The 23,329-nt window shown below is 72.2% G+C and carries 26 protein-coding genes; 9 read left to right on the plus strand and 17 right to left on the minus strand.

Annotated elements, in window-relative coordinates:
* Positions 1-106: 106 nt before the first annotated feature.
* The 10 genes from ACFPZN_RS33465 to ACFPZN_RS33510 form a co-directional block, all read right to left on the minus strand.
* Positions 107-1,885 (minus strand): fatty acyl-AMP ligase, encoded by a 1,779-nt coding sequence (locus ACFPZN_RS33465; protein ID WP_378286309.1) that lies wholly within the window; start codon positions 1,883-1,885, stop codon positions 107-109.
* A 5-nt stretch (positions 1,886-1,890) separates the two neighbouring features.
* Complete coding sequence (locus tag ACFPZN_RS33470) at positions 1,891-3,678, minus strand: acyl-CoA dehydrogenase family protein (RefSeq protein ID WP_378286310.1); 1,788 nt, start codon at positions 3,676-3,678, stop codon at positions 1,891-1,893.
* A 235-nt stretch (positions 3,679-3,913) separates the two neighbouring features.
* Complete coding sequence (locus ACFPZN_RS33475; RefSeq protein ID WP_378286311.1) at positions 3,914-4,330, minus strand: nuclear transport factor 2 family protein; 417 nt, start codon at positions 4,328-4,330, stop codon at positions 3,914-3,916.
* Entirely contained in the window at positions 4,327-5,286 is a 960-nt protein-coding gene (locus tag ACFPZN_RS33480; protein WP_378286312.1) for an SGNH/GDSL hydrolase family protein, read from the minus strand. Before ACFPZN_RS33480 ends, ACFPZN_RS33475 begins: the two co-directional genes overlap by 4 nt.
* A gap of 18 nt (positions 5,287-5,304) precedes the next feature.
* Positions 5,305-5,952 (minus strand): SGNH/GDSL hydrolase family protein, encoded by a 648-nt coding sequence (locus tag ACFPZN_RS33485; RefSeq protein WP_378286313.1) that lies wholly within the window; start codon positions 5,950-5,952, stop codon positions 5,305-5,307.
* Entirely contained in the window at positions 5,952-6,209 is a 258-nt protein-coding gene (locus tag ACFPZN_RS33490) for an acyl carrier protein (protein ID WP_378286314.1), read from the minus strand. Before ACFPZN_RS33490 ends, ACFPZN_RS33485 begins: the two co-directional genes overlap by 1 nt.
* 571 nt (positions 6,210-6,780) lie before the next feature.
* Positions 6,781-7,518 (minus strand): TetR family transcriptional regulator, encoded by a 738-nt coding sequence (locus tag ACFPZN_RS33495; RefSeq protein ID WP_378286315.1) that lies wholly within the window; start codon positions 7,516-7,518, stop codon positions 6,781-6,783.
* A 5-nt stretch (positions 7,519-7,523) separates the two neighbouring features.
* Entirely contained in the window at positions 7,524-8,057 is a 534-nt protein-coding gene (locus ACFPZN_RS33500) for a fatty acid desaturase (RefSeq protein ID WP_378286316.1), read from the minus strand.
* Positions 8,054-9,565 carry a phytoene desaturase family protein gene (locus ACFPZN_RS33505; protein ID WP_378286317.1) on the minus strand — a complete coding sequence of 504 codons (1,512 nt, stop codon included), beginning with the start codon at positions 9,563-9,565 and terminating at the stop codon, positions 8,054-8,056. The genes ACFPZN_RS33500 and ACFPZN_RS33505 overlap by 4 nt, the downstream gene beginning before the upstream one ends.
* Positions 9,566-9,671: 106 nt before the next feature.
* Complete coding sequence (locus tag ACFPZN_RS33510) at positions 9,672-10,241, minus strand: hypothetical protein (RefSeq protein WP_378286318.1); 570 nt, start codon at positions 10,239-10,241, stop codon at positions 9,672-9,674.
* 276 nt (positions 10,242-10,517) lie between these two features.
* Here ACFPZN_RS33510 and ACFPZN_RS33515 point away from each other — a divergent pair, with 276 nt between their 5' ends.
* The 4 genes from ACFPZN_RS33515 (at position 10,518) to ACFPZN_RS33530 (ending at position 14,144) form a co-directional block, all read left to right on the plus strand.
* The gene (locus ACFPZN_RS33515) at positions 10,518-11,120 is read left to right on the plus strand and encodes an ATP-binding protein (RefSeq protein ID WP_378286319.1); all 603 of its coding nucleotides are present in this window, start codon (positions 10,518-10,520) and stop codon (positions 11,118-11,120) included.
* On the plus strand, positions 11,093-12,007 hold the full coding sequence (locus tag ACFPZN_RS33520) for an SAM-dependent methyltransferase (RefSeq protein WP_378286320.1): 915 nt from the start codon (positions 11,093-11,095) through the stop codon (positions 12,005-12,007). The genes ACFPZN_RS33515 and ACFPZN_RS33520 overlap by 28 nt, the downstream gene beginning before the upstream one ends.
* Positions 12,008-12,265: 258 nt before the next feature.
* Positions 12,266-13,312, plus strand: coding sequence for a hypothetical protein (locus tag ACFPZN_RS33525; RefSeq protein WP_378286321.1), 1,047 nt, complete (start codon positions 12,266-12,268; stop codon positions 13,310-13,312).
* Positions 13,313-13,385: 73 nt separating this feature from the next.
* Entirely contained in the window at positions 13,386-14,144 is a 759-nt protein-coding gene (locus ACFPZN_RS33530; protein ID WP_378286322.1) for a class I SAM-dependent methyltransferase, read from the plus strand.
* A gap of 252 nt (positions 14,145-14,396) precedes the next feature.
* Here the strand turns inward: ACFPZN_RS33530 and ACFPZN_RS33535 are convergent, their stop codons facing one another.
* Positions 14,397-14,633: a hypothetical protein gene (locus tag ACFPZN_RS33535; RefSeq protein ID WP_378286323.1), complete on the minus strand. Its 237-nt coding sequence runs from the start codon at positions 14,631-14,633 to the stop codon at positions 14,397-14,399.
* A gap of 198 nt (positions 14,634-14,831) precedes the next feature.
* On the opposite strand from ACFPZN_RS33535, the gene ACFPZN_RS33540 reads away from it, so the two are divergent.
* Positions 14,832-15,428, plus strand: a complete 597-nt coding sequence (locus tag ACFPZN_RS33540; RefSeq protein WP_378286324.1) for an ArsR/SmtB family transcription factor — start codon at positions 14,832-14,834, stop codon at positions 15,426-15,428.
* 84 nt (positions 15,429-15,512) lie between these two features.
* Positions 15,513-16,499 carry a LysR family transcriptional regulator gene (locus ACFPZN_RS33545; protein WP_378286325.1) on the plus strand — a complete coding sequence of 329 codons (987 nt, stop codon included), beginning with the start codon at positions 15,513-15,515 and terminating at the stop codon, positions 16,497-16,499.
* On the opposite strand, the gene ACFPZN_RS33550 is transcribed toward ACFPZN_RS33545, so the two are convergent.
* From ACFPZN_RS33550 to ACFPZN_RS33565, 4 genes are all read right to left on the minus strand, one after another.
* On the minus strand, positions 16,486-18,024 hold the full coding sequence (locus ACFPZN_RS33550) for an FAD-binding oxidoreductase (protein WP_378286326.1): 1,539 nt from the start codon (positions 18,022-18,024) through the stop codon (positions 16,486-16,488). The two genes, ACFPZN_RS33545 and ACFPZN_RS33550, sit on opposite strands and share 14 nt — an antisense overlap.
* A 90-nt stretch (positions 18,025-18,114) precedes the next feature.
* A complete protein-coding gene (locus ACFPZN_RS33555; protein ID WP_378286327.1) occupies positions 18,115-18,537 on the minus strand; it encodes a hypothetical protein in 423 nt (140 codons plus the stop codon).
* Between the two features lie 173 nt (positions 18,538-18,710).
* The gene (locus tag ACFPZN_RS33560) at positions 18,711-19,343 is read right to left on the minus strand and encodes a helix-turn-helix domain-containing protein (protein WP_378286328.1); all 633 of its coding nucleotides are present in this window, start codon (positions 19,341-19,343) and stop codon (positions 18,711-18,713) included.
* 146 nt (positions 19,344-19,489) lie between these two features.
* Positions 19,490-20,065, minus strand: coding sequence for a PadR family transcriptional regulator (locus tag ACFPZN_RS33565; RefSeq protein ID WP_378286329.1), 576 nt, complete (start codon positions 20,063-20,065; stop codon positions 19,490-19,492).
* A 69-nt stretch (positions 20,066-20,134) separates the two neighbouring features.
* On the opposite strand from ACFPZN_RS33565, the gene ACFPZN_RS33570 reads away from it, so the two are divergent.
* Complete coding sequence (locus ACFPZN_RS33570; RefSeq protein ID WP_378286330.1) at positions 20,135-20,527, plus strand: nuclear transport factor 2 family protein; 393 nt, start codon at positions 20,135-20,137, stop codon at positions 20,525-20,527.
* A 178-nt stretch (positions 20,528-20,705) separates the two neighbouring features.
* Positions 20,706-21,470 carry a peptidoglycan recognition protein family protein gene (locus ACFPZN_RS33575; protein ID WP_378286331.1) on the plus strand — a complete coding sequence of 255 codons (765 nt, stop codon included), beginning with the start codon at positions 20,706-20,708 and terminating at the stop codon, positions 21,468-21,470.
* 50 nt (positions 21,471-21,520) lie between these two features.
* Here the strand turns inward: ACFPZN_RS33575 and ACFPZN_RS33580 are convergent, their stop codons facing one another.
* Positions 21,521-22,168 (minus strand): TetR/AcrR family transcriptional regulator, encoded by a 648-nt coding sequence (locus ACFPZN_RS33580; RefSeq protein ID WP_378286332.1) that lies wholly within the window; start codon positions 22,166-22,168, stop codon positions 21,521-21,523.
* A gap of 108 nt (positions 22,169-22,276) precedes the next feature.
* Between ACFPZN_RS33580 and ACFPZN_RS33585 the strand changes: the two genes are divergently transcribed.
* Positions 22,277-23,062, plus strand: a complete 786-nt coding sequence (locus ACFPZN_RS33585) for a glucose 1-dehydrogenase (protein ID WP_378286333.1) — start codon at positions 22,277-22,279, stop codon at positions 23,060-23,062.
* A gap of 7 nt (positions 23,063-23,069) precedes the next feature.
* Here ACFPZN_RS33585 and ACFPZN_RS33590 read toward each other — a convergent pair whose 3' ends face one another.
* The gene (locus tag ACFPZN_RS33590) at positions 23,070-23,222 is read right to left on the minus strand and encodes a hypothetical protein (protein WP_378286334.1); all 153 of its coding nucleotides are present in this window, start codon (positions 23,220-23,222) and stop codon (positions 23,070-23,072) included.
* Positions 23,223-23,329: the final 107 nt, after the last annotated feature.

Genomic DNA, 23,329 nt, shown 5'->3' on the forward strand with positions numbered 1-23,329 from the left:
GATTCTTCGCAGCATCGGACGAACGGGCGGCCTCCCTCGCAACGGAGACGGCCGCCCGCCGGGACCCTCGGTACCTCCCTTCCTGACTCGTCCGACGCCGAGAACGTCAGGTGCCCGCGCGGCGCGGCGCGGCGGCGGCCGGATCGAGATCGCCGCCCAGCCGCCTGATCCTCCCCTCCAGGAAGTCCTCGCGGGTCAGCGGGCGCTGGATCTTGCCGCTGGTGGTGCGGCGGACCGCGCCCCGGCCGGCCAGCACCACGCTCACCGCGGTCAGCCCGAACGCGCGGGCGACCGTGTCCCGGGTCAGCGCGGCCAGCTCGTCCGGCGACCGCTCCCCCGCCGCCGCGGCGGCGAACTCCTGCACGATCACCACGTGCTCGGCCCCCGGCGCGGAACCGGCCGGGTCGAGGGCGAACGCGGCGGTGGTCCGGGCCGCCGGATGGGCCGCCATCGCGGCCTCCTCCAGGTCGTGGGCGTAGATGTTGTGCCCGTTGACGATGATCAGGTCCTTGATCCTTCCGGTGATGTACAGCTCCCCGTCGACCCGGAACCCCAGGTCGCCGGTGCGCAGGTAGGGCCCCCGCCCGTCGGCGGTCCGGGCCTGGAAGTCCGCGCGGGTGCGGTCGGGCCGCCGCCAGTAGCCCCGGGCGACGCTGCCGCCCGCGACCCAGATCTCGCCGACCCGCCCGTCCGGCAGCACGGCCCGGGTGTCCGGATCGACGACGCGGACGTCCAGCCTGACCGGACGGCCGCTGCTCACCAGCCGTTTCCCCGGTGTACGGACGACGGCCTCGTGACGGCTCAGCGCCTCGGCGTCGAATTCGCGGACGACCGCGCCCGTTCCCAGCGGGGCGCCCGTGACCAGCAGCGTCGTCTCGGCCATCCCGTAACACGGCATCCACGCCCCGGCCCGGAACCCGGCCTTCCCGAACCGCTCCACCATCCGCTCCAGCGTGTCGGCCCGCACCGGCTCGGCGCCGTTCTTGGCCGTCCGCAGGCTGGACAGGTCCAGCCCCTCGAGCTGGGCGTCGGTGACGCGGCGCAGCACCAGCTGGTACCCGAAGTCGGGCGCCACGGTGATGGTGCCGCGATGCCGGCTGATCAGCTCCAGCCACAGCACCGGGCGCTTGATGAACGTGATCGGCGAGGTGAACACGTACCGGCAGCCCAGGTACAGCGGCTCCAGGAACTGCCCGACCAGCCCCATGTCGTGGTAGTGCGGCACCCAGCCGACCCCGACGGTGTCCGCGGACCCGTCGATCCGCCGCTTGATCTCCTCGGCGTTGTAGAGGAGGTTCCCGTGCGTGACGATGACGCCCTTGGGATCGCTGGTCGAGCCGGAGGTGTACTGGAGGAAGGCGGGGGTGTCGGGGGTGAACTCGGGGGCCGTCCAGCCGTCCGGGTCGTCCCTCACATCGGTGTCGGTGGCCAGGCGGCCGACGTGTTCCGCCAGGCCGGCGCCGTCCAGCCATTCGCCGATCATGCCGCGGCGCGCCTCGTCGGTGAGGATCCAGGTGATGTCGGCGTCGCCGATGATCCCGTAGGTGCGGTCCGCGCGTCCCGCGTCCAGCGCGGGCAGCGGCGCCGGAACCGCGATCGCCCGCGCGTACAGGCAGCCGAGGAAGGCCACCAGGAACTCCAGGCCCTCCGGGTAGAGGAGCAGCACGGCCCGGTCGCGCAGCCCGAGGGCGTTCAGCCGCGCCGCCACCGCGCGGGCCCGCCGGTCCAGCTCGGCGAACCCCAGCTCGTCCTCCCGGTAGCGGCGCCCCGGCCCGCGCTCCTCGCTCACGAAGGTGAAGGAGCGGCCGTCGCCGTGCCGCCGGACGTTCTCCCGGACGACCGCGACGAAGTCCTTGGCGTCCTTGAACTCCCGCGCCGATTCCACCGCGATCACCCCGCCGCCGGGAGCGGCACCGAGACCGAGCGCCCGCCGTCGGCCAGGCCCAGCAGCGTGAACCAGCGGCCCTCCCCGAAGCAGCGGAACATCGTCTCCTCCAGCGACGGCAGGTACTGCTCCGACAGCGCCGTGTCGGGCCGCGCGCGCTGCAGCAGCCGCTCCAGCACGAGCACCAGCCACGCGCCGTCGGCGAACGAGCCGCCGAACTCCGCGTGGTTGTGGATCCAGGTGAGCATGCACGAGACCATCGCGTGGATCTCGCAGTGCCGCCGCGCCCGCCGCAGCGCCTCCGCCGAGGTGGTGTCGGACGGGTCCGCCCGCACCTGCGCGTGCAGCTCCGACCGCAGATCGCCGATCCGCGCCACCAGCGCCGCCAGGTCGTTGGCCACGTCCGGCGCGGCGAACACCCGGGCGGTCGCCAGCAGCGTCTCCACCGTCGCCTCGTACTGGCGGCCGATCTCGTCGTGCCCCTCGTTCGTCAGCTGCAGCAGCCGGCCGTCCGGGCGCCACTCCGGCGGCGTCCGCGTCCAGCTGAACAGGTCGGCCAGCAACTCCCCGGACGCCTCCGCCTCGGGCTGGTCGCCGACCAGGAACGGGAGTTGCCCGGCGACGTTGGCCAGGTTCACGTGCGTGGTGCCCTCGAAGATGCTCGCGATGGCGTGGTCGCGCTGCAGCTTCTGGAACACCCCGTGCGCCACGCCCTCGCGCAGGTAGCCGCGCGCCGCGAGCACCGCCCCGATGCTGGCCACCACCTCCTCGCCCTGCACGGGCACGAAGTACTTCACGATGGACGACCACAGGCTCAGCCGCCCCGGCGCCACCGTCAGCGTCCGCGCCACCGGGATCGCCACGCACTCGGCGATCAGCAGGTCCAGATGCGCCTTGACGAGATGGTCGCGGATCACCGGGATCTGGTAGATGTCCGCGCCGTACAGCTTGCGGGCCCGCGCGTACTCCATCCCGATGCGCACCACCGCGTCCATCGTCCCGATCGACAGCGCCGCGATCGCGGTCCGGGTGATCTGCAGGGTCTTGAGCGTCTGGACGAGCCCGGAGCCCGGCCGCCCGATGATGGCGTCGGCGGGCACCCGCGCCCCCTCGAACACGACCCCCGACAGGTCGTGGCCGCGCAGCCCCACCGTCCTGACCGGCGGCAGCACCGACCACTCGCCCGGGTCCAGGTCCTGCTTGTCCACCAGGATCAGGGAGAAGTCGCGCGGGCCCGTCTTGGCGTAGGCGGTGACGAACCGGCCGCGGGTGGCGTTGCCCACCGGCCACTTGGTGCCGGTCAGCACCAGATCGCCATCGTGGGCCTTGGGGACCGCCTGCGCCTCGCAGGCCATCACATCGCTGCCGTGGTCGGCCTCCGAGACGCCGAAGCAGGCCAGGTCGCCGTCCAGGACGCCCTCGGCCACGGCCTTCTGCTGGCGCGGGTCGCCCCACAGCCACACCGGGTTCACCGCCAGCAGGCCCGACCCGTACATCACGGCGACGGTGAGGCTGCGCCGCGAGATGCCGCGCGTGACGAAGAACAGCTCTTCCAAGGTGGTCAGCCGCCCGCCGAGGTGGCGCGGCACCAGATATCCGGGGAAGCCCCAGGCGCGGACCGTCTCCACGGCGCCCTCGGGCAGCTCGTCGCGCTCCTCGGCCTCGACGATCGACTTGTAGGAGAAGGGCCCGGCGGCGTCGTCCAGGGGGTCGCCGAGAAGGGCGTCCAGATCGGCGGCGATCCGGTGCGCCGGGGACAACTCTGCGCGCGGGGAGACTTGGCTACTGGTCATCGTTGGGTTCCCTCTTCTCGCGTGGCGAGACGTCGTTCGCAGGGCACGGCGGGGCGGGGGCACGGTCGCACCCCCGCCCGGTGCCGTCCTGGGTGGACGGCACCGGGCGGGCCGGGCGGCCGCGCGTGCGGTGGCCAGGGGGATACGGCGGCGGGGGCCGGCCGTCAGGCGGTCAAACGGTCGTCAGTCGGCAAGGTGGCCGGGCGCTCCGGGGAGCCGGGGACGCGCGACGGTTTCAGGCGGACTCCTCGATCTCCTGCATGCGCCGTCCGACCGCCCGGGCCAGGGTCATCGCGGCGGGCAGCGGCCGGACCATGACCGTCAGGTCGCGGACCAGCCCCTTCCCGTCGAAGGTGATCAGGTCCAGTCCCTGGACCCGCGTGCCCATGACCTTGGCGGTGAAGACCAGCGCCTGCACCGGCGGGGCGCCGCCGTTCCCGGCGGGGTCCCGGCCGGCCAGATCGTGCGTGTACGAGAAGTCCTCGAAGACCTCCAGCAGCACGCTGAGCAGACCGGTGACGGAGTCGGCGCCCCGGTACGGCTTCACCATCACCGGGCTGTGGAACTCGATGTCCGGCGCGAGGGTCCGGGTGATCGCGGCGAGGTCCTTGGACTCCACCGCCGCGCGGAACGATCCGGGCGGGGCGCTCACGCCGCCCGTTCCGTTCCCACGGCCTCGGCCAGGTCGTTCGCCCAGGCCCGGTAGCCGTCCGGCGACGGGTGGAAGCCGTCGGAGGCGAACAGCGTGCGGTCGGCGGCCATGTCCGGATCCATCGGGACGTGCACGGCGCCGTTGGCCCGCGCCACCTCCCGCATGATCCGGTCCATCGCCCGCGCCCGGCCGCCCATGACCAGGCGCAGCGGCTGGGGCAGCGCCGGGAACCGGTGCACCGGGGGCATCCCGGCGACGATCACCTCGGCGTCGCGGTACCGGCCGCGCAGCGCCCCGAGCAGGTCGGTCAGGTCGGCGGTCCAGGTCTTCAGCGGGCGCCGTCTCATCAGATCGTTGATGCCGACGGTCACCACCACGATGTCGGGCGGGGCTCCGTCCTGATCCGCGTCCAGGGCCGGGACGAGATCGGTGCCGATCCGCCGGGCGGTGGCGCCGTTCTTGCCGGACACGACCCAGGCCACCCCGCGGCGCAGGCGCCGCTGGAGCGCCCCCGCGAGGAAGCCGGGCAGGGCCCGCTCGTGCTCGGCGGCGCCCACTCCCGCCGCGGTGGACTCACCGATGACGACGAGCCGCAGGAGCGGGACCGCGCCGGCGACCGTGCCCCGGTCGGCGCCGGAGGCGGGGTCGAGCCGCGGGGTCCGGCGAACGGTCCGCCGACCCTGGACGAGCAGAACGGGCGCGAGGACCAGCGCCATGGCCGCGTGCGGAACACCCGCCAGCACGCGCGGTATCCGGGCGGCGCGGGAGGCTTTCCCCGTACGGCGGGGAGGCGGGGGCGCGGCGTCGGAGGCCGCGCGCGTGTCAGGGACGCCGCCGGTGCCGGTGGCGTCGCGAGAGTCGGGGACGCGTGGGGTGCCGGGGTCGGCGGTGGCGTCCGGGCGGATGTCGGTGTCGGTGTAGCTGTCGGCACGGGTGAAAGAGGCTGGTCTCTGCATCTCTACCCCAGAGTGTGGCTATCCCGATGACGAGAGGACGTGTTCCCCCAGTAGGTTTCTTACGATTCCGGTGATGATCTCCGCCACGTAGGCGTGTCCCGCGGAGTTGAGGTGGATCCCGTCGAAGGCCCACAGCGACGGGTCGGCCACGCGCGGCACGGCGTCCGGCTCGATGAATTCCATTGCATGTGCACGTGCACTGTGCCGCAGTTCCGCGTTGAACCCTTGAATACGTTCGAGTATGCGTTTTCTTCGGAAGTCGGAGATGATAGATCGTTCCAGCAGTGGCGGACGGGGGACCGGTGCCGCGACGCCCACCGCGCCGACCGACCGGGTCCAGCCGAATATCTCTCCCAGATGCCCGGCCGCCTCCGTCCTCTCGAATCCGTTGACGACGTCGTTCATTCCGCAGTTCAGCACCACCAGCCCCGGGGTCAGGCGGCGGACCTCGGGCAGCTGGGCCCGGGTCACCTCCGCCACGGTCGCGCCCGCCCCGCCGAGGTTGGCGACGCGGTCGCGGGTCAGGTCGAGGTTGCCGGCCAGCCGGCCGGCCCAGCCGAGCCAGCCGCCGGCCGGATCGGGGTCGTCGCGGCCTTCGGCCAGGCTGTCCCCGAGCACGACCAGCCTTACGGGAGCGGGAGCGGGCGGCATTGCCCGTTCCCGCATCAGCGGACCAGCTCGAGCAGGTAGTCGGTCAGGGTGTCGACCGTCCCGCGGCGGCGCGCCTCCGCCACGTCGACCTCGACCTGCAGGTGGTCCTCGATGTCGCTGATGATGCTGATGGCGTAGACCGAGTCGACGCCGTAGCGGGCCAGCTCGACCGTGGGGTCGATGCTGTCGGCCGGCTTGTCGAGATAGAACGCGATCCGGTCGAGGAGCCAGGTTTGCAGCCCACCGCGAGATATGGTCTCCGTTTCGTTCACCGCGTTCCCCTTCTGTAGAGGTGATTTTTTACCGAGTCCCCCCGAGTTCAACGCGATTTCCCCCGCTATCGGGCTTCTCCTATCGGGGCGCAACGAAGATTACCGCCGTGACCGTATCAGACGGCACAGTGACCTGTGAACTATTGGAAACAATCTATTTTCTGCGCTGTAAATTGAGTCAGCGAGCCGGTAAATGGGGCGGACCTAAGTCCTGGCGGACCGTGATCAATGGACGGGTCCGGGCCGGGCCGGAGAAAGAGATCATCCGGGCGCGCAGAAAGATCCTTTTCTTCCCTCCCCCCGGTTCACCTGCCCGCATACCGGGTGGGATCCGGACAGAACGTGAGAGTTGCACCGGATCCGACACGCGGGACGAGGCGCGACGACCGGGCACACCGTGCCACCCGGGGATTTTGGGACAGCGCCGAACGCGAAAATGACCACCCGAGCATCGACGGTTCCCGCCCGTGCCTCACGCACACGTCGGCGGCCCCGTGAGCGTCGCGACGACGGTCGGTGCGCTGTGTATCGGTCCACAGCGACACTCCGTCACCGCCGATGACGCCGGCCGTCACCCGGCGTGAGGCGCACCGCTCGGAAAGTCCGGGTTGTCCGTTCCATCTGCGCGTGAGACGCCCGAGTTGCCTGAGATATCCGAACCATCCGAGTCATCCGGTTCTGGCGTTCGGCCCGCGAAACCGTCCCAGAGGAACGCGGCCGGGCCCGCCACCCGGAACAGCTCCTCCACCCGGGAGCGGTCGCCGTCCAGATGGGTCAGCGTCTGCACGCCCAGGAACGCCGCGATCGCGATCGAGCCCAGCTCCCGCGACGGGACCACGTCCTCCAGCGCGGTGCCCGCGACCAGCCGGCGGACGGCCGCGGCGGCGAACTCCGACCACGGGCCCACATGGGCCAGCAGCTCCTCGCGCAGCCGCGGGGACGTCGCCGCGGCGGTGAACAGCTCCTGCACCGCCGCGATGTGGCCCTCCTCCGCCATGTCCTCGGCGTACAGGCCGCGCAGCCGGTCCAGCAGCTCCACCGCGCTGTCGCACGACCCCAGCGCCTCCTGGTACGTCTCCATCCGCTTCCGGCCGGTGTGGCGCAAAGCGGCCAGGAGCAGATCCTCCAGATCCTCGAAGTGGTAGTAGATGACGCCCGGCGCGAACCCGCCGGTGCGGGCGATCGAGCGCGCGGTCGTACCGCCGTACCCCTCGGTCGCGAGGGTGCGGACGGCCGCCTGGAGGAGCCGCTCCCGGGCCTCCTCACGCCGGGCGCGCGGCCGGGACGTCCGGGGCCGGGATAGGGGCATCGGGGTCAGATCACTCTCCGCGGACGGACGCCCGCCGCGTCCAGGAAGGGGTCGAGCCGCCGGGCCAGCCTGGCCAGGTGGTGGCTCGGCACCTGGGGATAGAGGTGGTGCTCCAGGTGGTAGGTCAGCTCCAGGAACAGCGCCGGGACCACGCGCCCGCGCAGCGTGTGCGTCTGGGTCAGCGGATCCTCCCCGTAGTGGCGGTGCGGCAGGTGGACGGTCAGCAGCGGGTAGACCCAGCTGCCCGCGATCATCATCGTGGCGTAGACGAGCAGTCCCCGCCAGAACAGCGCGGCCTCGGTCGCGGTGCGGCCGAGGCCCAGCGAGCGGTGGACGACGTCGTGCGTGGCCGTCACCACCGCCACGAAGATCCCGAACGCGATGAGCGGCGTCGTCCACCACCAGCCCGCCGCGGCGGCCCCGGCGAACAGCGCGACGCCCAGGTAGGGCAGGGAGAGCGTGAGCGTCCTGCGGCGGCGGGTGGTCACCAGGAGGTCGTGGCCGAGTTCGGACAGCCGGGGGATCGGGTGCGTTCTCATCGCGCGGCCACCCGTCCGGCCGTTCTCAGCACGGCGTCGGCGACGATGCGGCTGCCGAGCGCGCAGGCGACCGTGCCCAGCCCAGGCCAGGTCGAGTCGCCCGCCAGCCAGAGGCCCGGGACGCCCAGGGAGTGCGGGACGGCGTTCTGGTTGGCGTTGCCGGGAGTCTGGCGCGCACCCCCGACGGCACCGCGCGGCCGGAACGCGAAGCGCTCGTACGAGCGGGGTGTGCCCACGTCCAACACGACGGCCCGTTCGCCCAGGTTCGGGTGGACGCGGCGCGCCAGCCCCAGGAGCCGCTCCCCCATCTCATGCTTGCGCGCCTCGTACGCGGCGTCCGTCAGCCCTTCCCAGGCCGCGAGCTCGGTGTGGGTGGAGACCATCACGGCGCGATGTCCGGGCGGGGCGCTCTCGGTGTCGCCGGGTGCGGAGACCGAGACGAACATGTTGTTGCCGTCGCCCAGGGGACGGCCGTAGTCCTGCAGCAACTGGTGGTGGGTGAAGTCCTGGCCCACGACCTCGTCCTCTGGAACGCCCAAGAAGACGACGATCGCGCCACCGAGGTCGTCCGCGTCCCGTTCGAGGTAGGGCCGAAGCCGTGCCGCCAGGGCGGGGACAACGCGGGCGGTCGTCTCCACGGGTAGCGCGCTCACGACCTGCTCCGCGTGGACGACCCCCCTCTTGGTGTGGACCTCGAAGGCACCGGCCTGGCCGCGCACCCGTTCCACCTCGCAACCCACGCGCAGCTGCCCGCCCATCCCCCTGTAGTGGGCGGTGAAGCGGCGCCAGAAGCCGCGCATGCCGCCGTCGGCCCGGGTGAGCCCGGCCCCGCGGATGGTCACGCCCAGGGCCGCGTTGATGAGCGGGGCCCTGTCGACCGTGCTGTGCACCGTGTCCTCCACCAGCATCGACAGCAAGCCCACCAGCGGGTCGTCGCCGCGCAGACCGTGCCGGACGAGGGCGTCCCCGAGCGTGGCGTTCATGTGCCGGACCAGCGGAAGGTTGCGCGGGCCCAGCGCCCGGAGGTTGTGCACGGCGTCAGAGGGCCGTCGCAGGGGCAGCCGTACACCGGCGCGGCTCGCGTCCCAGAACACCTGCGCGATGCGGTCGAGCCCCGCCCAGAACGCCCTGTGCCGCGGGGTGCCGCCGAGGGCCCGCAGCCGCTCCCTGTGCCATGCCGCCGTGTCGCGGTGGAGGGTGACGGTGCGGTCGGGCAGCCACGCCGCGTACCCCGGCAGCGCCTCGCCGGGGACGGGGGCCATGCCGATGCCGTCGAGGAGTTCGGCGCCGACCCCTCCGGGCTCGAAGTCGACCATCGTCGTGGCGCCCACGTCGAACGAGAAACCGCGCCGCCGGTAGTAGCCCGCGCAGCCGCCCACGTGGCCGTGCGCCTCGATCACCGCGGTGGACAGGCCGGCCGCCTGGAGCCGCGCCGCGGTCGCCATCCCGGCGAGCCCGCCGCCGAGCACCGCCACCCGGCACGACACCGGAAACCGCGGCGCCGCCACGCGCCGTCTCTCCTGAACGTCTGTTCTGAACATGAGTTCAAAATCTGCGCGTGCCCGGCACGGGTCAAGGAAGGTAAGAACAAACTGCCCCTACCGGCAGCGGGCTCTAGACCGCCACGACGGTCTGGAGCAGTCCCCAGACGAAGTGCGCCACGTACGTGCCGCCGCCGTTCTCCTCGCGGGTGAACGTCACGTGCCAGCGGCTCGGCACTTCTCCCGCCTGGTGCCGGAGCGTCCCCGCGCCGCCGAAGCGCAGGTCGAGGTCGCCCACCACGCACGACCACGGGACCAGGTCGTCGACCGACGCGAGCTCGGGGACGGGCGAGTCCGCGGCCCTGACCAGCCACTCCTGGAGGATCGTCCCCTCAGGGCCGGTCAGCGTCTCGTACCGCAGCTCCGGCCACAGCCACAGCGGCCACCGCTCGACGGTGCACCCGACGTCGCCGAGCCGCCGCTCCCCGGTCTCGGACGGCGGGCCGAGGACGGCGGCGAGCCGGCGCCGCCCGTCCGGGAACGACCGTGACCGCACCATGCGCTGCCAGCGGGCGTTCACCTCGCGCATCTCGGTGCGCGAGGCGTCCAGCGACCTGGCGGCCTGCGCCACCAGGTCGGGCTGGTAGTCGGCCATCCGCCGGAGCAGGACGAGCTGGAACTCCCGCCGCGCGAACCCCTTCATGTCCCCTATCCCTACACCCTCGGGCGGCTAGAGCGTTCCACTCGAGGTCGCGGCCGACTTTTCCCAGCGTGGCGCAAGGGCTTTGCATGCGTGCAAGCCCCGGTGACTCCGCCCGCCCCGTCGCGTCAGAGTGTCTGTTGTGCGGGCGGCCCGCCGGCTCGCCCGAACCCGCCATCCGACTTCCCACGGGAACCCGACATCCACCGTCCCCCGACTTCCCCTGGCACGCGCATGTTCGGTTACAGCCCTACACGGATACGTGGAACCGCCGACGCCATGGACGCACTCGACGCTTGGGCCGGATCGCCGGCGTTCATCTCAGACCCCTTCTCCGAGCCCTCGCTGGAGCTCGGCACGCCCGCGGGCTGGGCGCCCGGCGCCCTGGCCGCCGAGGGCCTGCTCGGCGAGATCGACCTCGCCGCCACCCCGGCCGCCGTACGGCTCGCCCGCTCCTACGTGCGCGAGCTCGCGGGCGAGTTCTTCGGGGCGGGCGCGGCCGTCCTCGAGGACCTCGAACTGCTCACCAGCGAGACCGTGACCAACGCCGTGGTGCACGCGGCGCCGCTGATCGACGGCATGATCATGCTGGCCGTCCTGCACGTCGACCGGCACGTCCGGGTCGAGATCACCGACGGCGGCCCGATGCCGGGCGGTCCCGGGCCCGCGGACGACCCGCTCGCCGCGCGCGGGCGCGGGCTGCGGCTGGTCCAGGCGCTCGCCGTGGAGCACGGCAGGCATCACAACACCGACGGCACGGCCACGTTCTGGTTCGAGGTCGCGGTCGACGCCCACCCGGGCGAGGAGCTTCCGGGCGACGCGCCGGACGCCTCGCCCCTGGAGGAGCCGGAACGGTGGCTCGGCGGCTGGGTGATGCCGTGACCTCCGGGCCGGTGCTGAGCATGGACGCGCGGGACCCCGCCGCCCTGCCCGGCCGGCGCGCCGGCGGCCGCCGCGGACGCCCCGTGCCCGAGACCGCCCCGGAGCCCAACGCGGCCCGGATGTACGACTACTACCTCGGCGGCAAGGACAACTACGCCGTCGACCGCGAGCTGGCCGGCCGGGTCGTGGACGCGGCACCGGTCGTGCCGCTGGTGGCCCGCGCGAACCGGGCGTTCCTGCGCCGGTCGGTCCGATTCCTCGCCGAGAGCGCGGGGATGCGGCAGTTCCTCGACATCGGCTGCGGCCTGCCCGCGCTCGAGAACGTGAACGGCCTGGCCCGCGCGGTGGACCCGTCCTGCCGGGTCGCCTACGCCGACAACGACCCGATGGTGCTCAGCCACGCCCGCGCGCTGCTGGCGGTGGACGACCTCACCGACGCGTTCGGCGGCGACCTGCGCGATCCGGAGGCGCTGCTGGGCCATCCCGCGCCGCGGCGGCTGATCGACTTCGACGAGCCGGTGGCGGTGCTGCTGCTGAGCGTGCTGCACTTCGTCACCGACGCCGAGGATCCCCGCGCGATCATGGACGGTCTGCTGGCGGGCCTGCCGCCGGGCAGCCACGTCGCGATCTCCCACGCGGCGCGGACCCCGGAACTGGACGCGGTGGCCGCCCTCTACCGGGACGAGGCGGACGTCCCGTTCACGCCCAGGACCCGGGAGGCGATCGCCGAGCTGTGCCGGGGGCTGGAACCGGTCGAGGCGTTCCCCGCCGGGCCCCCGCTCCCCGTGTCCGTGCCCGCGCCCGTCCCGGACCGGTTCCCGCGGTCCGCCGGCCTTGAGTCCGACCCGATGCCCCTCGCCTGCTTCGTCGGCCGCAAACCCCGATAGAGCACCGCCCCTATCCACCCCCCGAGGACATCGATGACGGCGCCCGAGACGATCAGCACCTTCCGGACGGTGCCCCCACTGCCCGAGAGGACGCCCAGGTCGGGGCGGTTCCGCACGAAGCCGGCCGGGGGCCGGAGGGGCCGGGACGGCACCGCCCGGCGCGGATGCACCGCCGCCGGATCGCGCCAAGAGTCCGTGTCGCCCCCAATTGCCCCGATACGATCGACTCGCCAGCACGTGCCACTCCTAGGGCGAGCGATGACCGCCGACGATGAGCCGAAGTCCCTCTCCGAGCTCACCAGGGCCCTCGGCCTGAACATGTCCGACGTGGCGATGTTCTCCGGACTCGACGAGAGCACCGTCTCCCGGCTGTGGGACAACACCGCCTGGCTCGACCGGATCAGCGGGCGCTCGCTGCAGAGCCTCATCTCCTCCATTCCGGGGATCGCCGAGTACTCCATGGCGCACTCTCTGCGGCGGCGGCGCGACGCGCTGGTCGACGACCTGGCCGACCAGGGGCTCACGGTCGACCTCCAGGTCCTGAAGGAGTCGACCGTCCCCCAGCAGCACCTCCTGAACGCGCTGGAGGCGGCCCTGCACATCATGCGCGGGCACGCCACCCAGCGGGTGTCGTCCTACATCGCGCGCTTCTGGGGGCGCGAGCAGGACCGCGCGATGGAGGTCCTCTACTCGCCGACCCCCGGCGAGGGGCTGCTGGACGACCCGCACAAGCTGTTCGACGCGTCCATCGACCTGGCCCCCCGGCTGAACCGCAAGTCCTACTCCTTCCACTCGATCCTCGCGCTGAACATCCTGACGCACCAGGTCAGCAAGGTGACCGGGTCGCTGAGCGCGGAGCTGGAGCCGCCGGTCCCGGGGCGGCAGAGCGCGTTCATGATGCGCGGGGTGGTGATGGGCTCGCTCATCGGCTCCGACGACCTGGAACTGGCCGAGCGCTACCACCGCGAGCTCCAGCGGACGCCCGTCTACGCGGCGCTGGAGGAGTGGTCGTTCCCCACCTACATGAGGGACGGCCGGATCAGCTCCGATTTCACGCTGCCCAGCTCCCTGCTGCTGCGCAACACGGCGCGCGAGGTGCTGCGGGAGATCGGCAGCTACAACGACGCCTACCTCTACTACCTGGTGTCGACGTACATCCCGCTCGCGCTGCAACGCGATCCGACGTTCGGCGGGCGGATCGGCGATCTGGTGCGGACGCTGGAACGGCGCGGCTCCGGATGCCGGGACAGGACGGTCAGGGACGCCTGCGGCGCCCTGGTGAGACAGATCAAGGGCATGGCCTGAGCCATGCGGGCCCTTGGCGGAACACGCGGTACGACGCGCCCTGAATGCGGCGTGCGAAAGGAATGGGGGGCCGGTGGACGAGACGACGCGGACGGTCGCGCAGCTCACGCGGGAACGTTGGGAGGCCAATGCCGAGTACTGGGTGAAGATCATCCGGGAGGGCCGTGACCGGTACCGCACCGAGCTCACCGACCAGGCCGTGCTGGACGCGATCGGCCCGTGCGCGGGGCTGCGGGTCCTGGACGCGGGCTGCGGCGAGGGCTACCTGTCGCGGACGCTGTCGGCGCGCGGCGCCGAGGTCGTCGGGATCGACGCCGCCCAGGGGCTGATCGACGCGGCCAGCGCCCATCCGGACGGCCGCGCGGTGTCGTACCACCGGGCCAGCGTCGACGCGATGCCGGTGGAGGACGCGAGCTTCGACCTGGTGGTCTGCAACCACCTGTTCAGCCACCTGCAGGATCCGGCGGACGCGGTCGGGGAGTTCGCGCGGGTGCTCAGGAGCGGCGGCCGGCTGGTCGTGCTGACCCTGCACCCGTGCTTCTACATCGCCGACGCCGAGCAGGGCGCGCGGACGGCCGTGCCCGCCGCGCGCTACTTCAGCCCGCGCGGGATCGACCAGCGCTTCCTGGTGGACGGGCTGGAGTCGCCCTCGGAGATCACCTCCTGGCTGCGTCCGCTGGAGTACTACTCTGGAACGCTCCGAGACGCCGGGTTCGTGATCGCGGACCTGCGGGAGCCGCATCCGACCGAGGAGCAGTTGCGCGACGACCCGTGGTGGCGCCGCGGCTTCCCGATCGCCCTGTTCATGCTCCTGATCGCCGAACGCCGCTGACCTGGGGCGCGCGGCTCGGGCCCCCTCCGACGCCATTGTCGGAAGGGGCCCGAACCCTCTCCACCGGGGCTGGGCTGTGTCTCAAAGTCCCGGCCTACGGCGCTCGCCTGGCGGCTCGCCCCTAACCGGGCCTTGGCGAGCGCGGCATCGCTCCGCGATCTGGCCGGTAAGGCTCGCCTCCGGCGTCGCCTCACCGGCCAGGTAACACGCTCGCGCGGTACCTAGGGCCACGTCGAGACCGGCCCTAGGACGTCACCGGCGCTTCTTCAGGTTCTCCGGAGATGCCGGACGGTACGCGGCGGCCTTGCCGGCGGCGCGGTCGTCCGCGTCCCGCATGCCCTCCCGGGGCGCGGCGGCCTCCGCCCCCTCCGCGAGGTCGGCGTCCATGGCCGCCGCGTCGGCGCCGTGGCCCTGCATACGCATCTTCTCGCCGGGTGACGGCGCCCCGTTGCGGCGTGCCGACTTCTTGCCCCCGCTCGACTTGGCCATCCCAGGTTCCTTTCTGCGTGGTTCGGACCTTTCCCAAGGTCATCGACATTGATCACGATCCCCGCAGATCGCTCGCCTAAGGCAACGAGATCACCAAGGTTCCCGCCGTACTGGGCAACCCACCCGAATCCGCCCCGATCTCGCCCATCGCGCCGCGCCTATTGCAGAGAGTTCTCTGCACAGGGCTAGACTCCCCCCATGGAGCCCGGGGAACGCGAGGGTGAGGGCGCCGACGCCGCCGCCGGCGCCGCCGAGACGGCCGATCCGGAGCGGCTCAAGGCGCTGAGCCATCCGCTGCGCCGGAAGATCCTGCGGCGCCTGGCCGCGCACGGCCCCGCCACGTCCACCACCATCGGCGAGGCCCTGGGCGAGAACACCGGCACGACCAGCTACCACCTGCGGCAGCTGGAGAAGTACGGGTTCGTCGAGGAGATCCCGGAGCGCTCGGCCGGGCGCGAGCGCTGGTGGCGGCCCACCCGCGGGCCGCGCGACGTCCGGATGCCCGCGGCCGGGTCGCTGGCCGCCGCGGACCGTCCCGTCCTCGCCGAGGTCCTGCGGCTGGGGCACGCCGAGGACATGGCCCTGCTCAGCCGGCTGCCCGAGGAGTACGAGCGGGACCGGGAGTGGGCGCGCCTCTCCCGCGGCTTCACCCACATGACCCGGGAGGGCCTGGCGGAGTTCTTCGAGGGCTACCTCCGGCTCCTGCGCGAGCACGGCTTCGGCCCCGAGGACGCGCCGCCGGACGCCCGTCCCGTCCACCTGCGCCTCTTCACCCTCCCCGCCGACGAGGACTGACCGTCACCCGGATCACCCTGCCGCCACACGGCGCTGCCCGAACGGCCATAGACGTTCTACCTGCGGGCATGGCACTGTGGACGGGTGCCTCTCCCCCCCACCACCCCCGAACTCGCCGACCTCGACCTGCTGCTCTCGGTCGAGCGGCTGGGCAGCCTGGGCCGTGCCGCCCGCGAGCACGGAATCTCCCAGCCCTCGGCGAACGACCGCATGCGGACGCTCGAGAGCCGTCTCGGACTGGTGCTTTTGGAACGTTCCCCAACGGGCTGCCGGCTGACCCCCGCGGGCGCCGGCGTGGCCGAATGGGCCCGCGACGTCGTCGCCGCGACCGGGCGCCTGCTGACCGGCGCCGCCGTGCTGTGCGCCGCCGGCGACGGCCGGCTCCGGATCGCCGCCAGCACGACGGTGGCCGAGTTCCTCATGCCCCGCTGGCTGGTCGAGCTGCGCCGCGAGCTGCCCGACCTGACCGTCGCGCTGCGCACGGAGACCTCGCACGACGTCGAACGGCTGCTCCGGGACGAAGAGGTCGACCTGGGCTTCGTCGAGGACCCGTCGGCGCACCCCGACCTGCGCGACCGGGTGATCGCCGACGACGAACTGGTCGTGGTGGCCTCCCCCGGCCATCCGTGGGCCCGCGCCGGCGCCCCGGTGACCGGCGCCCAGCTCGCGTCCGGACGGCTCGTCCTGCGCGAGCGCGGCTCGGGCCCCCGCGAGGCCCTGCACCGGGGCGTCCGCGAGCTGCGGGACGGCGGCGGCCACCTGGAGCTGTCCTCCACCGCGGCGATCAAGGACGCGGTGGCCGCCGGCGCGGGCGTCGCCGTGCTCAGCGCCCTGGCCGTCCGGCGGGAACTGGCCACCGGACGGCTCGCCCGCGTCCCGGTGACCGGCGTCGACCTCGACCGGCGGCTGCGCGCGGTGTGGCGGCGCAGCTGCGCGCCGTCCGCCCAGGCCGAGGCGCTGCTGCGGATCGCCGGACGGGCCGGCCGCGCCCCCGCCGCCGTGGAGTGGCTGGACGGCGCCCCCGTGGAATGGGCGGACGGCCCGGACCGGGCCCAGGTCAGAACGGCCTGACGGACTGGCGGTGCCGGAAGACGTCGTGCGGGTCCCAGCGCCGCTTGACGGCCTGGAGCCTGCCGTACGCCCCCTTGTAGTACAGCGTCCAGTACTTCTGGCCCGACCCGTTCCACTCGGGGTCGTTCAGGTCGGCGTCGGGGTAGCAGATGTAGCAGCCGTCGGTCTGCCCGTCGATCGTCGGGACACCCTTGGTCTCGGCGAACGTCCCCTTGTAGATGTCGCGGATCCAGGCGATGTGCTCGTCCTCGTAGGCGTCGTGCTGGGTCCAGTAGACCTGGAACTGGAGCTTGAGGATGGAGTCGCGCTGCGGCACGGCGGTCGGGCGCGGCGCCCTGTTGACGGCACCGCCGTAGGAGTCCACCTGGATGAGGGCCTGCTTGTTCACGTAGTCCCGGTACTTCTCCTTCCCCAGATAGGCCCACATCGCGTCGATCTGCTTCTCGGTGAACGGCTTGCGCAGGTACGCCGACTTGTACTTGCCGCAGCGGTTCTCGCCGCTGGCGTTCAGCGCCTGGGTGGCGGTCAGCCAGGGCATGACCCGCGGGATGTCCAGGTGGGCGATGGCCGGATGCTCGCCCATCGGGGCCGTCATCGCCCTGGACTTCGGGCCGATCCGGCCGTCGACCGCGTCCAGGAAGTCCTTCATGGCCTCCGCGCCCTCCAGGTCGTCGACGTCGACCTGCGCCAGCAGCCCGATCTGGCCGTTGCTGACGTGGTTGAGCTTCAGCATCGCGAAGAGCTTGCCGGCGGCCGTCCCCGGGTCCTGGTGCTCGCGGAAGTAGTCGCCGTACGCGGTGACCAGGTCGGCGAAGTCCTGCTTGGTGAAGTCGTCCCAGTCCCAGGCGAGACCGGCCAGCAGCACCTGTTTCGGCGGCTCGGGAAGGTCGCGGAACCAGAACCGCGTGACGACGCCGAAGTTGCCCCCGCCGCCTCCCGTGTGGGCCCAGAGCAGGTCGCGGAGGTCCTCGTCGTCGTCGTCGCGTTTGGCGGTGACCAGCTTGACCTGGCGGTTCCCGTCGACCACCGCCACCTCCACGGCGTAGAGGTAGTCGACCGTCAGCCCGTGCTGCCGGGAGAGCAGCCCGAAACCGCCGCCGGTGATGTGGCCGCCCAGACCCACCGAGTAGCAGGAGCCGCCCGGCAGGGCCCGGCCGCTGAGCGGGTAGAGATGGCTGTAGACATGCCAGTTCGTCGCGCCCGCCTCGACGCAGTAGGCGCCCATGGCGGCGTCGTAGGAGATCCCGCACATCGGGCTGATGTCCAGGATCACGCGCACGTCGTCGCCGCAGACGAAGTCCTCGTAGCAGTGGCCGCCGGAGCGGACCGTGATCCGCTTCGGGTCGTCCTCGGGACGGCCCGCCAGCGCCTCGGCGAGCGCCGCGCAGACCTCCTGGCCGGTGCGGACCAGCCGCACGTACTCGGGCCGCGCGATCCACCGCTGGTTGAAGCCGCGGCTGAGCGCGGGATAGCGCTTGTCGTCGGGGGTGACTTTCGTGGAGGGCGGAGCGGGAGCGTCGGTCATGCGGCTATCCCTCCCCCTGCCGACCCAGCGCAAGCGATCAAATACGAAGGGTTGGCGGCGGGGTAAGGGATGCGTCGGCCGTTACGCGCGTTATGCGACCTGCCCGTCGGACAGGGACAGCTTCCAGCGCTTGTTGATCTCGTCGTTGAACAGCGGCATCAGCCGCGCGAGCGCTTCGTCCACGCTGAGGTCGGAACGGATCTCGACGATGGCGGGGCCGCTCAGCTCGTGGTAGACCACCGGCTCGGGCAGGTTCCGATTGGCGATGAATTCGTTGGACAGCCAACCGCGGGCACTCGCGTGCGACCAGAAGGGGCTGTTCATCGCCTTGGTGCCGATCTCGGTGAAGACCTTGCACAGATCCTCGATGGTGCGGACCTCGGGACTGACGTGAACGAAGATCACCCCGTCCGACCGGAAGGTCTGGGCCATGAGCTGCCCCATCGGCAGCCGCTCGCGGATCGGCACCATGCGGAACCGCGCGGGCGTGGAATCGTACGACCCCTTCGTCATCGACTGTCTCCTCGCGTGCTGTTCCCCTGGGAGCCGGCACCTCGACACGGGATTCCCGTGGATCAGAGGTTACTTCGCCAGGTTGCACCTGTTCAGGACTGACCCCATATTGTCGGTGAACACCGGATGGTCGGCAACGGGTGGCACGTATTCAGCGCCCGGGCCATCCGCTTCTATTCTTCCCTATCACCGTTCGCGGCACGGGCCGCGTCGGCCTTCTCGCGTGCGATGATCGCCTCCCACCGGTCCTGCTCGGCGATCGCCGCGGCCTCCCTGGCGGGCGTCCGGCGGTGGCGCAGCTCGTCGAACGCACGGCCGACCTCGTCCATGTCCACGTTCGCCGGACCGCTCCAGAACACGATCGTCGTCTCTTCGGAGTCGGGAACGGACGTCGGCACGGTGCGCCATTCGCGGATCTCGCTCACGGACAGCGAGGCCCCGGCCCGCCGCCCCGGGAGCTTGTGCGGACCGCCCTTGGCAGCGGTCGCGCGGGCCGGCGGCGCCCCGCCCGGCTTCTGCCGCGGGGACACCTCACCCCCGGCGGCCCCGGTCTCGGCGGCCTCCGCGGCCTCCGGCTCCTCGCCATCGCGCAGGTACCTCTCGCACGCGCCCTCGCGCCACTTGAGCACCGCGTCGATAGAGCTGTAGGCCAGTTCGCGCACCGTGCCGCCGTGCTCCACCCTGCTCCAGGTCGTGGGGCTCATCGGCGCCTCCTTGGCGGCCTTGCCGATGCTGAGGCCCAAGCGCAGCCGCCTCTGCCGCACGCGGACGCCGAGTTCGTGCCGGTTCTCTGTTGTCGGGTCCACGAATCAACAATGCCAGAAACCACCCCCGCACGGGCAGGGCCGAACCCTCCGACCACGCAACGATCTTCAGCGCACGACGGACGCCTTCGGTCCCCCTCCGCCGTGACCACCGAGTTCCGGTCGGTCGTGGATCAGGGCATCCGGATCTAACGGCCGCCGGTGTCCCTGACCGCCGCGCGTTCGGCGAGGGTGGCGAGCACCGCCTCGCCCCAGCGCAGGTTCTCCCGTTCCAGCGCACGGCCGCGCATGAGAGTGAGGTACGGGCCGACCCTCTCGGCCGTGCGCAGGTACTCCTCCTCGTCACGGCCGCCGAGGATGCGCGCGCGCAGCCGGTCGTACCGGGCGAGCTTCGCCCGCGACCAGGCCATCCGCTCCTGGACGGCCGCCATCACCGCGGCGACGTCCCCCGCGTCCGCCGACTGCACCTTCACCAGCAGGTCGTCGCGGACGGCCACCGGCCGCACCGGCGCGGCCGTGAACTCGTGCAGCGCCCGGCGCCCGGCCTCGGTGACCTGGAACATCCGCTTGTTGGGACGGCGCCGCTGCTCCACGACCCGCGCGGCCAGCAGCCCCTCGCCCGCCAGGCGGTCGAGCTCGCGGTAGAGCTGCTGCGGCGTCGCCGTCCAGAAGTTGGCCACCGAGGCGTCGAACCGCTTGGCCAGCTCGTAGCCGGACGCCTCCCCTTCCAGGAGCGCCGCGAGCACCGCGTACCTCAGGGCCACCTGGACAACGTACCAGCGCCCTATTAACGTACACACCTATTCAACAAGTTGAGTAGGAAGGTAAGCCGGATGCATCCGTTCCGCCAGGCCGTCGAGAACGAGGACCTGGAGTCCGTGCCCGGACTGCTGGCCGAGAACGTCACCTTCGTCAGCCCGGTGGCGTTCGCGCCCTACAGCGGGCGGTCGCTGGTCGCCGAGATCCTGCGCGGCGCCTTCCACGTCTTCGAGGACTTCCGCTACGTCAACGAGATCGGCGAGCCCGGGGGCCGCGACCACGCGCTGGTCTTCCGGGCCCGGGTCGGCGACCGCGAGATCCACGGCTGCGACTTCGTCCACCACGACGACGACGGGCTGATCGACGAGTTCTGCGTCATGGTGCGCCCGCTGTCGGCCGCCAACGCGCTCGCCGAGGAGATGGGGAAGCAGTTCGCGCGGATCGGCCGCGAGACCGGCCTGGTCTGACCGGGCGAACGGCACGGCACCGGGATCGATACGGGCAGACACCGACAAATCCCAGACCGTTCATGCATCAGATACCCCAAAAACCCCATGGGTGGCTATTTCTCACGGAGCTTCTCTAATACGGTCCGGCGCGAGATCCCTGTCGACCGATCGCTACCCCTGCAAGGAGCTCCCGCTCATGTTCGGAGACAGCCCCCTCGACCGCCGGACCCTGCTGCGCGGCGCCGCGACCGTCGCCGGCGGCACGATGCTCGGCGTCACCGCCACCGCGCTCCCCGCCTCCGCGCTCGCGGCGCCGACCGTCCACACCCGCTCCCAATGGAACGCGCGCCCGCCCAAGTCCGCGGCGAGCGTGCTCGACCGCGCCCCCGACCACATCGTCGTCCACCACACCGCGTCGGCGAACCAGACCGACTACTCGCTGGCCGCCGCGTACGCGCTGTCCCGCTCGATCCAGAACTTCCACATGGACTCCAACGGCTGGGCCGACACCGGGCAGCAGCTCACCATCAGCCGCGGCGGCCACCTGATGGAGGGCCGCAACCGCAGCCTCCAGGCGATCCAGGCGGGCGACCACGTCGTCGGCGCGCACACCGCGAGCCACAACGACCACACGATCGGCATCGAGAACGAGGGCCTCTACATGACGGTGGGGCCCACGGCCGCGCTCTGGGCCAAGCTGGTCGAGACATGCGCGTGGCTGTGCGACGTCTACGGCCTCGACCCCCACGGCGCGATCGTCGGCCACCGCGACTACAACGCCACGGCCTGCCCCGGCGACCGCCTGTACGCCAGGCTCCCCGACCTCCGCAACCAGGTCGCCGGCCTGCTCGGCACGGCCCAGACCCGCCGCACCACCACCCCGGCGCCGGCGCCGTACCCCGGGCCGCGCCACACCTTCGACCACGGCCCCGCCCTCGGCCCGGGCGACCCCACCCGCTGACCGGTGGGGCGGCCCGCTTCACGCCGAAGCGGGCCGCCCCACCGCCGTGACTACGCGGGACGGGCCGAGGACGTCGCGTACCTGGCCTCGATGGTGAGGACGGCCTCGTCCACGGCGCGCGCCATGGACGCCTCGTCCGGCGACCAGTCCACCAGGAGCATCCGCGGCCAGAAGACATAGTCGGCGATCATGCCGAGGAACTGGGTGGTCGCGAGCTCGGGGTCGTCGAGCCGAACGGTCCCGGCCTCGTGCTCGGCCTCCAGGTAGCGCCGGACCGAAGTGAAGTACGGCATCTTCCCCCGCTTGAACTGGGTCTGCCCGAGCTCGGGGAAGCGCGGCGCCTCGGCGATGACGATGCGGAACAGGGCCACCATCCGGGGACGGGTCAGCAGGGCCACGTACCGGCGCCCGACCGCGGTCAGCCCGGCGCGCAGGTCGCCCGGCCGCAGGTCGAGGCCGCCTTCGCCCTCGACCTTCCAGTACTCGGTGACGATCGCGTCGAACAGGGCCGCCTTGGTGGGGAACTGCTTGAACAGGGTGGCCCTGGACACTCCGGCGGCCTCGGCGATCCGCGCCAGCGACGTCCCGTCGTAGCCCGAATCCAGGAACAGGCCGGTCGCGGCGTCGATGATGGCGCTCCGCTTCTGCTCCGCCATGCGGCGGTGGTAGGCCGAGGGCTCGGTCGTCACGCGGCCCATTATGCCCGATGGCGAGGTGAGTCACTTGACTCGCCACCGCGACGCCGCCTACCCTTCCCCGAGGTGAGCCACTCGACTCACCACTCACCTCGGGGAAGGGACCACCTCATGGGACGCTTCGACGGCCAGACCGTGATCGTCACCGGCGGCACCGGCGGCATGGGCGCCGCCCACGTCCGCGCCTACCACCGGGAGGGCGCCGGCGTCGTCATCGCCGCCCTCGCGGACGACCGCGGCCGCGCCCTCGCGGCCGAACTGGGCGACCGCGCGCTGCACGTCCACCTGGACGTCACCGACGAGGACCAGTGGGCCGCCGCCGTCCAGGAGACCGAGAACCGCTTCGGACCGGTCTCGATCCTGGTCAACAACGCCGGGATCCAGAACGCCGCCGCCCTCGCCGAGGACACCGGCCGCGACACCTGGGACCGCACGTTCGCCGTGAACGTCACCGGCCAGTTCCTCGGCATCAGGGCCGTGGCGCCGTCCATGCGCGCGGGCGGCGGCGGGGTGATCGTCAACATCGGCTCCACCATGGCCCACGGCGGAACCGCGCTGTACGCCCCCTACGTCGCCAGCAAGTGGGCGGTGCGCGGTCTCACCCGGAGCGCCGCACTGGAACTGGGCCGCGACGGCATCCGGGTCAACGCGATCCACCCCGGGGTCGTCTCCACCCCGCTGATCAACGAGCCGGCCGCGCCGGGCGCACCCGCCATCGGCGACTTCTACTCGCCCGAGCCGTTCGCCGTCCCGCGGCTGGCCGAGCCGGAGGACGTCACCCGCCTGCTGCTGTTCCTCACCTCCGCCGACGCGTCGTTCGCCACCGGCTCGGAGTACGTCCTGGACGGCGGGCTGCTGCTCGGCCCCGCCCTCCAGCCCGAGCCGACCGCTGCCTGACCGCCGCTCAGCGGCGGCCGCGGACCTCCGCGGCGAGGTCGTGGATCTTCTGCTCGGTCTGCCGCAACTCCCGTTCCGCCCTGGCCGTGCGAGCCGCCGCCCTGCGCTCACGCCGCGTGGGCCGCCGACCCGTCGTCGCCTTCCGCCTGAACAGTCGCATGCTGCCACCTCCACCGTGTGCGACGGCGTGGTACCCGGTTTGCGGTGATTGATTCCCTATGCGTCCCGCCACTGCTCGTTGTCCACGCAGTCCTGGCCGAGCCCGCG

It is taken from the genome of Actinomadura rugatobispora (assembly GCF_042656285.1).
In the GTDB taxonomy this organism is placed as follows: domain Bacteria; phylum Actinomycetota; class Actinomycetes; order Streptosporangiales; family Streptosporangiaceae; genus Spirillospora; species Spirillospora rugatobispora.

Coding starts and splice junctions, on each gene's coding strand:
- ACFPZN_RS33585 (WP_378286333.1), top strand. CDS start 22,277: ATGGGACGCTTCGACGGCCAGACCGTGATCGTCACCGGCGGCACCGGC.
- ACFPZN_RS33555 (WP_378286327.1), bottom strand. CDS start 18,537: ATGACGAAGGGGTCGTACGATTCCACGCCCGCGCGGTTCCGCATGGTG.
- ACFPZN_RS33540 (WP_378286324.1), top strand. CDS start 14,832: ATGGAGCCCGGGGAACGCGAGGGTGAGGGCGCCGACGCCGCCGCCGGC.
- ACFPZN_RS33495 (WP_378286315.1), bottom strand. CDS start 7,518: ATGCCCCTATCCCGGCCCCGGACGTCCCGGCCGCGCGCCCGGCGTGAG.
- ACFPZN_RS33525 (WP_378286321.1), top strand. CDS start 12,266: ATGACCGCCGACGATGAGCCGAAGTCCCTCTCCGAGCTCACCAGGGCC.
- ACFPZN_RS33515 (WP_378286319.1), top strand. CDS start 10,518: ATGGACGCACTCGACGCTTGGGCCGGATCGCCGGCGTTCATCTCAGAC.
- ACFPZN_RS33485 (WP_378286313.1), bottom strand. CDS start 5,952: ATGCGGGAACGGGCAATGCCGCCCGCTCCCGCTCCCGTAAGGCTGGTC.
- ACFPZN_RS33535 (WP_378286323.1), bottom strand. CDS start 14,633: ATGGCCAAGTCGAGCGGGGGCAAGAAGTCGGCACGCCGCAACGGGGCG.
- ACFPZN_RS33500 (WP_378286316.1), bottom strand. CDS start 8,057: ATGAGAACGCACCCGATCCCCCGGCTGTCCGAACTCGGCCACGACCTC.
- ACFPZN_RS33480 (WP_378286312.1), bottom strand. CDS start 5,286: ATGCAGAGACCAGCCTCTTTCACCCGTGCCGACAGCTACACCGACACC.
- ACFPZN_RS33580 (WP_378286332.1), bottom strand. CDS start 22,168: ATGGGCCGCGTGACGACCGAGCCCTCGGCCTACCACCGCCGCATGGCG.
- ACFPZN_RS33570 (WP_378286330.1), top strand. CDS start 20,135: ATGCATCCGTTCCGCCAGGCCGTCGAGAACGAGGACCTGGAGTCCGTG.
- ACFPZN_RS33510 (WP_378286318.1), bottom strand. CDS start 10,241: ATGAAGGGGTTCGCGCGGCGGGAGTTCCAGCTCGTCCTGCTCCGGCGG.
- ACFPZN_RS33575 (WP_378286331.1), top strand. CDS start 20,706: ATGTTCGGAGACAGCCCCCTCGACCGCCGGACCCTGCTGCGCGGCGCC.
- ACFPZN_RS33470 (WP_378286310.1), bottom strand. CDS start 3,678: ATGACCAGTAGCCAAGTCTCCCCGCGCGCAGAGTTGTCCCCGGCGCAC.
- ACFPZN_RS33590 (WP_378286334.1), bottom strand. CDS start 23,222: ATGCGACTGTTCAGGCGGAAGGCGACGACGGGTCGGCGGCCCACGCGG.
- ACFPZN_RS33550 (WP_378286326.1), bottom strand. CDS start 18,024: ATGACCGACGCTCCCGCTCCGCCCTCCACGAAAGTCACCCCCGACGAC.